This is a genomic window from Streptococcus suis YS56 (genome assembly GCF_000440115.1).
In the GTDB taxonomy this organism is placed as follows: domain Bacteria; phylum Bacillota; class Bacilli; order Lactobacillales; family Streptococcaceae; genus Streptococcus; species Streptococcus suis_L.
In genome coordinates, this window is sequence record NZ_ALMY01000069.1 from 1 (window position 1) to 12,626 (window position 12,626).

The following is a 12,626-nucleotide window of genomic DNA, read 5'->3' on the forward strand; positions in this document are numbered from 1 at the left end:
ATCGACGCAGCAGCAACAGCAGATGCAGTAGATGCAGTCACTCTTGTAGGTGAAAAAGCAGTTGCTAAAGAAGAGCTTAAAGCGGCAGCTGATGATGCGAAAGCAGCTATCGATGCAAACACTCACTTGACAGACGCTGAGAAACAAGCAGCTAAAGATGCAGTAGACGCTGAATTGGCAAAAGCTAACGATGCCATCGACGTTGCAACAACAGCTGACGAAGTAGATGCGGTTACTCTTGTAGGTGAGAAAGCAGTCGCTAAAGAAGAGCTTAAAGCGGCAGCTGATGATGCGAAAGCAGCTATCGATGTAAACACTCACTTGACAGACGCTGAGAAACAAGCAGCTAAAGATGCAGTAGATGCTGAATTGGCAAAAGCTAACGAAGCTATCGATGCAGCAACAACAGCAGATGCAGTTGACGCAGTAACTCTTGTAGGTGAAAAAGCACTTGCTAAAGAAGAAATCAAGGCAGCAGCGGAAGATGCTAAGAAAGCCATTGATGCAAATCCAAACTTGTCAGATGCTGAGAAAGTAGTTGCCAAAGATGCAGTAGATGCATCAGCAGCAGAAGCAAATAAAGCAATTGACGGTTCAACGTCTTCAGCTGAAGTTCAAGCTGCTAAAGATAAGGGCAACGCTTCTATTGCAGAAAATGTTCTTGATGCAGCTAAACAAGGTGCTAAGAACAAGCTTATGGAAGAAGCAGAGAAAGCGAAAGCTGCTATCGATGCAAATCCAAACTTGACACCAGAAGAGAAAGCAGCTGCTAAAGCTGAAATCGATAAAGCTGTTGAAGAAGCGATTATTTCTATCAACGGTGCTGGAACTCATCATGCATTGGACGAAATCAAACTTCCACTTTCAGCTCTTATCAAACCAGTTGTAACAGTAACACCAGTACTTGATCCAAACAACTTGACTGAAGAAGAAATTGCTCGCATCAAGGCTCTCCTTGAAGAGAACAATACATTCCCAGAAGGAACTGAGATTATCGTTTCTAAAGGTGCTTCTGTGTCAATCAAGTACCCAGATGGTTCAATTGATGTATTGACACAAGAAGAAGTTGTTAGACGTGCGAATACAGCAGCTCCTCAAGTTACAGTAGGTAAGGAAGGAAGTGTTGTTGTCACACCTTCTAAAGAAGCAGTTGAGCTTATTATTACGTATGTAGATAAAAATGGTAAGCAACAAACAGTTATTGTTACTAAAGGTGCAAATGGGCTATGGTCAACAATTGATTCGGTAGTTACGGTGAACCCTACTACTGGTCAAGTTATGATTCCAGGTTCTGCTATCAAGCCAGGAACAGTTGTGACAGCTTACTCTAAAGATATGGCTGGAAATGTTTCAGGATTAGGTTCAGCAGAAGTTGAAGCAGTAGATGCAAACAATCCTGCAGCAGGAGTGAAAGTGAAATCTGCAGCTACAAATGCGAATAAGGCTGATAAGAAAGCTAAGCAATTGCCAAATACAGGTGAAAAAGCAACTTCAGCAACTTCACTTGGATTAGCAGTTCTTGGAATGGGCTTAGCACTTTTCGCAGCAAAGAGAAAAAAAGACGAAGAAGAAGCTTAAAATAGGCTATTCATCGAAAACTCTTTGAGGAGGAACAATCTTTTCTCAGAAAGTTGAGTACATGTGGATGCCTCTTGATGGATCATCTATCTGTACAGCTCAAATAAAAAGGATCTAAAGTCAATAGACTTTAGGTCCTTTTGTTTTTGTAGAAAATGGTTGAAAAACGAGTTACAATGTGAGAAAATGAGAGAATACTTTTTACGAATTATTAAGGAGATATGGAATGAAGGAACATGCTTTTCGTGAGGGTTTGCGGGATGCTATTCCCACAGCTCTGGGCTATGCCAGTATCGGCCTAGCCTGCGGTGTCGTTTCGGTCAATTCAGGCATTTCTGCGGTGGAAATGGGCTTAATGAGCCTCTTGGTCTATGCAGGGAGTGCTCAATTTGTCATGTGTGCCATGATTTTGGCAGGTGCTCCCTTGTTGTCGATTGCGGTGACGGTTTTCTTTGTCAACCTGAGGAATTTTCTCATGTGCCTGCATACGACGACCATTTTTCAGGGAAATAGGCTGGGCTCCAACATCTTGATTGGCTCATTTTTAACAGATGAATCCTATGCGGTTCTCTTGCGGAAACACATTGAGGAAAAGCAGATTGCCCCTAGCTGGATGTACGGTAACAACTTCGCTAGCTATGCTTCTTGGGTTATCTTTACCACTCTGGGCAATCTCATCGGTGGTTTGATTCCAAATCCCGAGCAGTTTGGCTTGGATTTTGCCTTGGTTGCCATGTTTGTCGGCATTTTTTCAGGTCAGCTGGAGGCTATGGCTCGGACTATTCCTTTGAAAAAAATCGGTTTGATTTTGCTGGCGGTTGGTCTAGCCTATGTCGGCCTGTCTGTGCTGGTATCGTCCTATGTGGCGGTGCTTCTGGCGACGCTCTTAGGTTGTTTTGTGGGGGTGATGATTGATGATAAAAACTAGTATTCTATTGATTATTCTGGCGGCGGCCCTAGTGACCTGGGTACCACGCGTCCTGCCTTTTGTACTGACGCAGAACAAATCCCTGCCTCCAAAGTTGGTGAAATTTCTCAGCTTTCTACCCATTACCATTATCTTTGCCCTGACCCTGTCCAGCATCATGGACGAAAAGGTGGGCTCCCTTCCCAGCCTTCTCCCCGTCGAAAGTCTGGCCCTCATTCCGACCTTTTTGGTGGTCCTAAGAACCAAAAATATCCTCCTCGCAGTAGTGGTTGGTGTCTTGACGACAGCTGCTCTCCGCTTGATTTTCTAGGAGGGGCTTATGGTTAAGGAAAATGCCAGAGGTATCGGATTGTGTCTGGTCTTGGCTGCAATCAGCCAGTGCTTAGGAAGTTGGGTTACACTAGTGGGTGGGCCTGTTTTTGCCCTTCTAATCGGGATGAGCTTGCATTCTTACATTTCAAGGAAAAATGCCTTTCAGTCAGGCTTGATTTTTACCTCTAAGAAGATTTTGCAGTATGCGGTGATTTGCTTGGGATTTGGATTAAACTTATCTGCGGTCCTTGCAGTCGGTCGCCAATCACTTCCAATTATTCTGTCAACCATCAGTATTGCCTTGTTTTTGGCATTTCTGATGTGGAAATGGTTGCCCATTTCCTCTCGTCTGGCGACCTTGATTGGTGTAGGGACCTCTATCTGTGGAGGGTCAGCCATTGCGGCGACAGCTCCCATTATTCAGGCGGATGATGAGGATGTGGCACAAGCTATCTCAGTCATCTTTCTCTTTAATGTCTTGGCAGCTTTGGTCTTTCCGACCTTGGCAACTTGGCTTGGGTTTTCGACCGATTCGGGTCAGGCCTTTGGGATGTTCGCCGGAACGGCGGTCAATGACACCTCGTCGGTGACCGCAACAGCAGCCACCTGGGATAGCCTTTACGGATTGGGCAGTCAGACCTTGGACACGGCAGTGACGGTTAAGTTGACACGGACTCTGGCCATTATTCCCATTACGTCGGTTTTGGCGATATGGCAGGCTCGAGGGAAGGGGGAGCAGGCAGACAAGAAGTCCCTCTTGGCAGGTTTTCCAACCTTCATTCTGTACTTTATCCTAGCCAGTTTGGTGACAAGTCTTGCAGGTCACTTTGGACTGGGTGCGGAGATTTTTACTCCGCTCAAAACCCTGTCCAAGTTCCTCATTTGTATGGCTATGGCGGCCATTGGTTTGCGGACCAATGTGCTTGCTTTGGTGAAAAATGGCAGAGCAGCTCTTTTTGTTGGACTAGTTTGTTGGCTAGGCGTGACCATGTTGACACTGGTTGGGCAGGCGATTTTGGGTATATGGTAACAGTAAAACAGCCTTCTCTTGCGAGAGGCTGTTTTTATGCTTTCAATCTAAAAGTCTGCGGAGCTTTTTTCAATAAAATCCAGTAACCGATGCTGACATAGGCAATCATAGCCAGGGAAATGAGTAGGATATACAAGTGACTGCCTAGGTCCAGCTGGGTGTTGAGGTAGGCTACCCAGTAGAGGGCACCGCTGAGAAATTTATAGACTGGGTTGACCACCTCCATATCCTTTGTAAAAGGCTGGAGGATATAGTAGATAAAGAGGTCGTGGAAGGAGAAGAGAGCTGTCAAACTCAGCAGAAGCAGAGCGGTCAGAAGAACGGTTTCCAAGCTGAGAGCAAACCGCCACAGGATCAGGATTACCAAAAAGAGGCTAGTCGCAAAGATGAAATTGAGCTTGCAGGTTTGCAAAAATCGGTAGTTAAAACCAGCGATAATGGTCTTAGCCTCACGATAAAAAGGATAGTGAAGCATGGAAATATCGCAGTTAACAAAGACCATCTGAGCCACCACCTTGCCCGACGAAGCTACATACATAATCATGAAGGAAAGCGGTAAGAATTGGAGCAAGTAGTCTTCCGTAAAGGTAAACGGCTCTAAAAAGTAACGAATCCCCTCCAGGGCTGCCAAAATGACTACTAGTGCCAAGACCCAGTTCCGCACCTTCTTATAGAGGACTTTTTTGTAGCGGTCAAATAGCAGAGCGTTTAAGTAGGTCATGCCAGACAGGTGGGACAGGTCTTTTCCCTTTTCTGTACTCAGCTTAGCCTGCATCTGCAAACCCTGACGAGTATACTCGTTACCCTTGGTCAGCTCAAACAATTTCTTATCCATTTGCAAGGACTGGTCCATGCAATAGGAAAGATAATCAAGGTGGTTGGTCTGTTGCTTCAAATAACCATAGCTAAGCCAAATCAGAAATGGTTGGACAAGCAGGATAGGGACTAGCATGCCTAAGGAGAGCTGATGACGGAAGAAAATAGCCAGAACATATAAAACAAAAACAAATGCGATCCATAGCCAAGCATGCCAAGAATTGCGACGGGTTAAAATACGATGTTCAAAGAACCAACGATTGAGAGCATGACCAGTCAGGTGACCTGCTAGTACGGTCATCAGACCGACAGGAAAGACCAGCCATTGATTTGTCATTAGGCAAAAAATAACTAAGGCTGGAAGATAGTAAATGGTAGTCAGGAAAGGTTCGATAAAGAGTTGGCTTTGCAGAAAGTTAGATTGTGAAAGACTGAAGTTCTGCATAAATTCTCTATCTGCTTTCGAGATAACTGGGTCTAGACCTTTGCTAAAACGATAGTTTAGTCCGACAAACAAAAACCAGAACATAAAGCCAAGGAGCCAAGTGTTTGGAAGAATAATCCAAAAGGTCGGTTCCCCGGTAGCTAGGATATTCATCCAGAAAGAAGCATGATAGAAATGAAAAACCAACCAGAAGCCCTTGGTCAAAAAGCGACTGGGGATGGAGAGGATGTGCAGGATCAAAAAGAGACCAGACTTAAAACTGTAAGACTTGAAAATACTTTCTGGAATGCTCTTTCCAACAAGTGGCAGTTTCCGGAGATAGTAGAAAAATCCGTTGACGGAGCGATGGAGAGCATACTTTTCCCGATACCAAAAATAACGTAGAATGGTTTTCATATGCTCCTCCTAATCTGCTGTCAGTAGCTGAACAATCTCCTGTTCAAAATCAGGGTCGTGGAGTTTGTCGCTTGGAACAGCCTGCAATTCTTGGTGATGGAGCAAAACAATCTCATCACAGAGGTCTTGTGCTAATTGGAGAATGTGGGTGGAAAAGATAATGACGGAATCTTTTTTTGCTTCCCGAATGAGCTGCTTAAACTCGTGGGCAGCCACAGGGTCAAAGGAAGTCAGCGGCTCATCTAAGAGAAGGACAGGTGGCTGGACAATCAAAGACAGAAGCAACTGGACCTTGTTCTGCATACCGTGGGAAAAATCCTTGAGCAGGCGATGCTGGTCTTCTTCCCCGATACCGACCAAGTTTAGCCATTCTTCTGGACTGCGAAGAGATTTGAGTTTATCCTTGTGAATGTCCATATAGAAACGGACAAACTCATAGGCCGTCATAAAAGCAGGCAGTTGCGGATAGGTCTGGGTAAAACCGATGTCCGTATTGTCGTAGTCAATCAGTTCTTCCCTCTCTACAAACTGGATACTGCCACTGTTTAGTGTCAGATTTCGAGCAATACAGTTAAACAAGGTTGTCTTACCAGCCCCGTTCCGTCCCAGCAAGCCGTAAATCTTGCCTTGTTCAAATTGAAAACTGGCATCCTCCAGAATCATCTTGTGGTCAAATTTTTTAGAAATAGAAGACAGTTTCAGTTGCATAGCGAATCTCCTCTTGTTATATTGTTATGACTTTATCATACAATAATGAACAAAAAAATTCAAGCAAATTTTTGCTTGAATTTTTCAGTCATGAAATAATTAGTAGTGTACTACTCAAAGGAAATCGAACTCAGACTAGCTCCAAAGGTTCGGGGAACCTTTGGAGGTTGGAGATAAGGCGAACAAAGTTCGCTACAAAAAGGTTCGGGGAACCTTTGGAGGTTGGAGATAGAGCGAACGTAGTTCGTGACACTAGATGTAGATAGAACTGAAGTTCATCAAATCAAGTCAACAACGTCTGAGTTTGATTTACGAAGAATAGGAACTCCCTGCCACCCAGCCAGTTGCTAGACAGTAGGTAATGTTAAAGCCACCTGTGTGGGCATTGATGTCCAAGACCTCACCGGCAAAGTGAAGGCCAGGAATTTTCTTACTTTCCAATGTTTTTGGATTGATTTCCTTGAGGTCAACGCCACCCTTGGTCACAAAGGATTTGGCCAGGGACATCTTGCCTGTAATCTTGATAGGTAAGGCTTTGATGAGGGTGACTAGCTGGGCCAGGTTCTTTTGAGAAACTTGCTTGACCTTGCTATCATAGTTTTCAGCGAAAAAGTCTGCTAGGCGGTCTGGCATGAGTTCTCTGAGGGCATTCTTGACGGATTTTTCCCTGTTGGCTTCTAAATGTTCAAACAAATCTTGTTCAGAATGGGTCGGCAGAGCATCGAGAAATGCGGTTTCGTCGCCTTTGACAAAACTAGACAGACGAAGGGCAGCGGGGCCCGACAGGCCAAAGTGGGTGAAGAGCAGGTCGTGGGTGATGACGTGCTTGCCGTAGGTCAGGGTGACGTCGTCCAGGGAAATGCCTTGGAGCTTCTTGTGGGGGAAGTCGGTCAGAACGGGGCTTTCTGCAGCCTCAATCTCCGTGACTTCTAGCTTGAAGTGGCGGGCAATGTCGTGACCAAAGCCAGTCGAGCCAGTGGAGGGATAGGTCTTGCCGCCGGTAGTGACAATCAGCTGGGGTGCGGTAAAGGTTTCCTCGCGGGTCTTGACATGGAAGAGGTCATCAATCTTGCGGACGGAAACCACCTCAGTTCCTGTGCGGATGTCCACGCCATTTTCCAGCATCTTCATCTCCAGACACTTGATAATGGTCTGGGAACGGTCGGTGGTCGGAAAGACACGGCCGTGGTCCTCGACTTTGAGCTTGACCCCATTTTCCTGAAAGAAATTCATGATGTCGTGGTTGTCAAACTGGGAAAAGACGCTGTAAAGAAAGCGGCCATTTCCAGGAATGCCAGCCAGCAGGTCCTCCAGTGTGCCGTTGTTGGTCACGTTGCAGCGTCCGCCACCTGTGCCAGATAGTTTTTTGCCCAAACGCTTGTTTTTTTCGAGGAGTAGGGTCTTCTTGCCGTAAAAGCTGGAAGAAATAGCGGCCATCATGCCTGCAGGCCCTGCTCCGATAATAATGGTATCTACTGTATTCATGCCTTTATTGTATCATATTTTCATCAAGAAAGTAGTTTGAGTCTTTGCTATGATTTGTGGAGTTTTTCCTTGAAATAGCGGAAGACCATTGACGGGTTAGGGGAGTATACTTAGACTGAGGGAAATTAGTTTTTATCAGGAGCCTGTATGTACAAGCAAAGTATTTTTGTGGAGGCTGCATTGTGAATTCAGGTTCTAACAATTCCGTCTGTAGTATGAAAGGAAGTAGGTAGAAGAATGGTAACTGAGCAAAGAGAGTATCGTTTTCCAGAAGGTTTTTTGTGGGGCTCCTCCACTTCAGGGTCTCAAAGTGAGGGAAGCGTAGCTGGTGATGGAAAGGGGTGGAATAACTGGGATTACTGGTACAATCAGGAACCTGAGCTCTTTCACCAGCAAATAGGATCGGAACAAACATCTACTTTCTATGAACATTTCCAGTCAGATTTGGATTTGTTGGTGGAAACAGGTCATAGTATTTTTCGCACCTCTATACAGTGGTCACGTCTGATTCCGAAAGGGATAGGCGAGGTCAATCCGCAAGCTGTGGAGTTTTATAGGGCTGTATTTGCAGGTATTCGAGAGCGTGGGATAAAGCTTTTGGTCAATCTTTATCATTTCGATTTACCCTATGTCTTACAGGAAAAAGGGGGGTGGGAAAATAAGGAGATTGTGTGGGCCTATGAGGCTTATGCTCGCCAGTGTTTCAGTCTCTTTGGAGATCTGGTGGATTATTGGATCACCTTTAATGAACCCATTGTTCCAGTAGAATGTGGCTATCTAGGAAGCTATCATTATCCTTGCAAGGTGGATGCAAAGGCAGCTGTGGTCGTAGCGTATCATACTCAACTAGCTAGTTCTTTGGCTGTTCGGGCCTGTCACCAACTACACCCAGACCACAAAATTTCCATTGTTCTCAATCTTACTCCTGCCTATCCAAGAAGTCAGAGTCCAGAAGATTTACAGGAAGCGCGGATTGCTGAGCTATTTCAAACGAGAAGCTTTTTGGATCCATCTGTTTTGGGACAATACCCGAGGGAACTGGTTGACATTCTTGAAAAACACGGTTTACGTCCAGAAACCACAGAGGAGGAATTGACCATTATCAAAGAAAATAGGGTTGACTTCCTGGGGGTAAATTACTACCAGCCCCTGCGCGTGCAGGCTCCTTCAGAAGATGGATGGAACGGAGAAGCCACTTTCCTATCCCGATATTTCCTGCCTTATGATAAGCCTGACAAGAAAATCAATCCCCATAGAGGCTGGGAAATTTATGAAGAAGGGCTGTACGACATTGCCAAAAATATCCAGGAAAACTATGGGAATATCGAATGGTTGGTAACTGAGAACGGCATGGGAGTTGAAGGGGAGGATGTTTTTGAAGAAAATGGCATGATTCAGGATGACTATCGGATTAAATTCATGGAAGACCATTTGATTCAGCTCCATCGAGGTATTGATGAAGGGGCGAACTGTAAGGGCTATATGGGTCTGGACCTTTATTGACTGCTGGTCTTGGTTAAATGCCTATAAAAACCGATACGGTTTGGTCTCGCTTGACCTCCAAACTCAGAAGCGTACTGTCAAAAAATCTGGATATTGGTTCAAGCAAGTGAGTGCTAAAAATGGTTTTATTAGATAGAATGTATATTTCGTTTCTACATAACATTGCATTGAGATAGGATGCTTTTGAGGTTTGTGATTATCCACTAATGCTTGGTAAGAAAATTCCCCTAGATTTGACAGGGATAGGGTTCTGTGGTAATATTTTAATGATACAAACTATGAGAAATGTAAGTACCGAGGATATTATGGGAATCGAAAAAACAGTCAGTGAGTTAGCTGAAATTTTAGGAGTGAGCCGGCAGGCTATGAATAATCGTGTCAAATCACTTCCTGAAGAATTTGTAGATAAAAATGACAAGGGTGTGACCGTTGTAAACCGTGCTGGCTTGATTAAGTTGGAGGAAATCTACAAAACAACCATTTTTGAAGATGAGCCGATTAGCGATGAAGTCAAGCATCGTGAATTGATGGAAATTTTAGTTGACGAGAAAAATGCTGAAATCATCCGCTTATATAGTCAATTAAAAGCCAAAGATAAGCAACTTGCCGAAAAAGATGAACAACTCAAGGTCAAAGATGTGCAGATTGCTGAGAAGGATAAACAGTTAGATCAGCAACAGCAATTGACACTAAAAGCTATGGCCGATAAGGAAGTTCTCAAGTTGGAATTGGACGAAGTTAAAGCACAGGCAGAAGAAGTGCAAGCTAAAGGCTTCTTTGCACGTTTGTTTGGGAAATAAAAAGGTCCGGGGGACCTTTTTATCATGAGCTTGAAAACAAGAGAGCGAATAAAGGTCCGGGGGACCTTTTTATCATGAGCTTGGAAACAAGAGAGCGAATAAAGGTCCGGGGGAGTGAAACAGTCTGGGAAGAGACTGTTTCAGCCCGAGCCTGGAAATAGGAAAGCGAGGTACAGTCTGGGGATAGACTGTTTCAGCCCGAGCTTGGAAATAGGAAAGTGAGGTACAGTCTGGGGATAGACTGTTTCAGCCCGCGCTTGGAAATAAGAAAGCGAGGTACAGTCTGGGGATAGACTGTTTCAGCCCGAGCTTGGAAATAGGAAAGCGAGGTACAGTCTGGGGATAGACTGTTTCAGCCCGAGCTTGGAAATAGGAAAGCGAGGTACAGTCTGGGGATAGACTGTTTCAGCCCGCGCTAAAAAATGGAAGATGATATGTGATATAAGAAGATTGGTGGGCACCAATCTTTTTTAGTTTAAGTAGTGAGCACAATTGAATTTTTGTTTTTCATTATATTAATTGGGCTCAAAGACTCTAGAAATCAGAAATGAAAAGGGATACAATTAAGACAAGGAGGAAAATATGGTTGATAATCGTACCATGGCAATTCTGATGGAATTGTTTGCGACTCGAAAAGAAAGTTTGTACGAACTTAGTATTCAAACAGGAATTGAAAAGGAGCAGCTACATTCTAATTTGGAACTAGTCAATCAATTGTTGCAAGAACATTCCTTCCCGCAGATACAATACAAAGATAGCGAGTTTGTTATTTCTACGGAGCTTTACAATCAAAAAGAAAGTGTATTTTCGCTCTTTCGCAATCGCCAGATCTATCTTTCGCAAGAAGAAAGACAGCTTCTTATCTATCTTTATACCTTTATCCGAAAAGAATTTGTATCAAACGTTCACTACCAAGAATTATTGAGTGTGAGCCGTAATACAACGTTGACGGATATTAAGAATGTAAAGGAACTTTGCTTGAACTTTCAAGTACGTTTGGAATATACGAGGGCGAAAGGCTATCATCTAATTGGTCGAGAAGAAGATAAACATCGCTTGGCGCTTTATGCACTCAGTAATTGTTTGCAGTCTTCGATTGGTGTGTGGGCTTTGGATTATATTCTTAAATCTTGGGGTGAGGAAAATCCTATTGAAGAATTGAAAATAGTGAGTCAACAAGCTTGCAATTATTATAAAGTCTCAGCTTTAGAAGAGAGATTGGATGAATATTTGTATTTTTTGATATTTTTATTTATCCGTCAGGCGCGTGTTGGCAACCTTATTAACTGGAATTTTGAAGGAAAGGTAGGGTTTGTAAAAGATTTTCTGCAACGCCTTTGGAAATTATTACGTTTAAAAAGTACTAGCACATTAGAATTAAATGCTGCGACACAAGAGTATCTATCACATTTACTGCAAGGATGCTTAGAAGGTGAGAGCGGAGAAAAGGATGACCTATTTTACCACTTGACTGTAGAAATAGTGGAAGAGATGGAACGTTTGTCCTTAATTGCTTTTGAACATCGCTCGGAAATGATTGAAGGTTTGCAACGTCACCTAATTCCTGCTTACTACCGTTTAACATCTCGTTTGGTAAATGTCAATTCATATACTGAAACCATCAAAGAAGAGCATGCCGACTTGTTCTATCTTGTAAAAAAAGCTTTGCGGCCTTTGGAAGAGCATCTAGGTTTTACTATACCAGATAGTGAGGTATCTTATTTTGTCATCCACTTTGGTGGCTACATCGAAGCAGGTCAACAACGTTCATATCGTTATCGGGCCTTGGTTGTTTGCCCAAATGGAGTGAGCTCTTCGCTGATTGTAAAAGAAAATCTACGGCAACTATTTCCTAATATCTATTTTGCCGATACCCATTCCTTACAGGATTGGAAGATGCTAGACATGACAGACTATGACATGGTATTTGGAACTATCAAGCTGAATATAGAGCTACCATTTTTCTTGGTATCCCAGCTGATGACCTCTAATCATAAAAAAGAATTATTTCATTTGGTTAATCAGCATTTCCCAAATGCAGCTTATTTTCCGATTGAGATTGAGCAGTTATTATCACTTGTTGGGAAACATGCAACCATTCATCAGGAGCAGGCTTTAAAATATGAATTGGTGCAGTTTCTCAATCAACGCTCCCATGAGCAAAGGGGAAGGAGTCCTATGTTAGAAGAATTGATTACAAAAGAGACCTTTCAATGGTCTGAGGAAGTTTTAGATTGGCAAAAAGCAGTTGCCCTGGCTGCACGACCTCTGGTAGATAAAGGAGCTATAGAAACTCGATATATTGATGCTATGATAGCGAAGGTAGAGGAGTTTGGTCCTTTTATTGACCTAGGTAAAGGAATTGCGATTCCACATGCACGACCAGAAGATGGGGTTAATGAGGTAGGGATGTCAATGTTGGTATTGGATAAGCCAGTTTATCTATTGGATGATCCTAGTCATGAAATTCAGCTGTTCATTTGTATTGCAGCCGTGGATAATCAAACCCATCTCAGAGCACTCTCGCATTTGACAAAAATTTTGCGAGAAGAAGAAAATATTCAACAACTTGTCGGCGCCAAAGAATTTGCCGACGTACAACATTTATTAAAGGAGGAACAGTAA

General features: G+C 43.6%; 9 protein-coding genes and 1 pseudogene. 7 read left to right on the forward strand and 3 right to left on the reverse strand.

The window, feature by feature from the left end; all coding sequences use genetic code 11:
* From SST62_RS1000000112920 to SST62_RS0108120, 4 genes are all read left to right on the forward strand, one after another.
* On the forward strand, nt 1–1,578 hold a 1,578-nt coding region (locus SST62_RS1000000112920; RefSeq protein ID WP_228376855.1), incomplete at its 5' end, for a DUF1542 domain-containing protein.
* A 226-nt stretch (nt 1,579–1,804) separates the two neighbouring features.
* Complete coding sequence (locus SST62_RS0108110) at nt 1,805–2,506, forward strand: AzlC family ABC transporter permease (protein WP_029186939.1); 702 nt, start codon at nt 1,805–1,807, stop codon at nt 2,504–2,506.
* Nucleotides 2,493–2,816, forward strand: a complete 324-nt coding sequence (locus SST62_RS0108115; RefSeq protein WP_029186940.1) for an AzlD domain-containing protein — start codon at nt 2,493–2,495, stop codon at nt 2,814–2,816. The genes SST62_RS0108110 and SST62_RS0108115 overlap by 14 nt, the downstream gene beginning before the upstream one ends.
* 9 nt (nt 2,817–2,825) lie before the next feature.
* Nucleotides 2,826–3,848 (forward strand): YeiH family protein, encoded by a 1,023-nt coding sequence (locus SST62_RS0108120; protein WP_029186941.1) that lies wholly within the window; start codon nt 2,826–2,828, stop codon nt 3,846–3,848.
* Nucleotides 3,849–3,882: 34 nt separating this feature from the next.
* On the opposite strand, the gene SST62_RS0108125 is transcribed toward SST62_RS0108120, so the two are convergent.
* The 3 genes from SST62_RS0108125 to SST62_RS0108135 form a co-directional block, all read right to left on the reverse strand.
* Nucleotides 3,883–5,505 carry a hypothetical protein gene (locus SST62_RS0108125; RefSeq protein WP_029186942.1) on the reverse strand — a complete coding sequence of 541 codons (1,623 nt, stop codon included), beginning with the start codon at nt 5,503–5,505 and terminating at the stop codon, nt 3,883–3,885.
* 9 nt (nt 5,506–5,514) lie between these two features.
* Nucleotides 5,515–6,213 (reverse strand): ATP-binding cassette domain-containing protein, encoded by a 699-nt coding sequence (locus SST62_RS0108130; protein WP_029186943.1) that lies wholly within the window; start codon nt 6,211–6,213, stop codon nt 5,515–5,517.
* A 309-nt stretch (nt 6,214–6,522) separates the two neighbouring features.
* Nucleotides 6,523–7,698 carry an NAD(P)/FAD-dependent oxidoreductase gene (locus SST62_RS0108135; RefSeq protein ID WP_029186944.1) on the reverse strand — a complete coding sequence of 392 codons (1,176 nt, stop codon included), beginning with the start codon at nt 7,696–7,698 and terminating at the stop codon, nt 6,523–6,525.
* A 237-nt stretch (nt 7,699–7,935) separates the two neighbouring features.
* Between SST62_RS0108135 and SST62_RS01000000111680 the strand changes: the two are divergent.
* From SST62_RS01000000111680 to SST62_RS0108150, 3 genes and pseudogenes are all read left to right on the forward strand, one after another.
* Nucleotides 7,936–9,337: pseudogene (locus SST62_RS01000000111680) on the forward strand (glycoside hydrolase family 1 protein).
* A 169-nt stretch (nt 9,338–9,506) separates the two neighbouring features.
* The gene (locus SST62_RS0108145; protein ID WP_012774919.1) at nt 9,507–10,001 is read left to right on the forward strand and encodes a DUF536 domain-containing protein; all 495 of its coding nucleotides are present in this window, start codon (nt 9,507–9,509) and stop codon (nt 9,999–10,001) included.
* Nucleotides 10,002–10,583: 582 nt separating this feature from the next.
* Nucleotides 10,584–12,626 (forward strand): BglG family transcription antiterminator, encoded by a 2,043-nt coding sequence (locus tag SST62_RS0108150; RefSeq protein ID WP_029186945.1) that lies wholly within the window; start codon nt 10,584–10,586, stop codon nt 12,624–12,626.

What these genes read in the sequence shown, in the direction of transcription:
- SST62_RS0108145 (WP_012774919.1), top strand. Translation starts at nt 9,507, where the DNA reads ATGGGAATCGAAAAAACAGTCAGTGAGTTAGCTGAAATTTTAGGAGTG.
- SST62_RS0108130 (WP_029186943.1), bottom strand. Translation starts at nt 6,213, where the DNA reads ATGCAACTGAAACTGTCTTCTATTTCTAAAAAATTTGACCACAAGATG.
- SST62_RS0108135 (WP_029186944.1), bottom strand. Translation starts at nt 7,698, where the DNA reads ATGAATACAGTAGATACCATTATTATCGGAGCAGGGCCTGCAGGCATG.
- SST62_RS0108125 (WP_029186942.1), bottom strand. Translation starts at nt 5,505, where the DNA reads ATGAAAACCATTCTACGTTATTTTTGGTATCGGGAAAAGTATGCTCTC.
- SST62_RS0108120 (WP_029186941.1), top strand. Translation starts at nt 2,826, where the DNA reads ATGGTTAAGGAAAATGCCAGAGGTATCGGATTGTGTCTGGTCTTGGCT.
- SST62_RS0108115 (WP_029186940.1), top strand. Translation starts at nt 2,493, where the DNA reads ATGATAAAAACTAGTATTCTATTGATTATTCTGGCGGCGGCCCTAGTG.
- SST62_RS0108110 (WP_029186939.1), top strand. Translation starts at nt 1,805, where the DNA reads ATGAAGGAACATGCTTTTCGTGAGGGTTTGCGGGATGCTATTCCCACA.
- SST62_RS0108150 (WP_029186945.1), top strand. Translation starts at nt 10,584, where the DNA reads ATGGTTGATAATCGTACCATGGCAATTCTGATGGAATTGTTTGCGACT.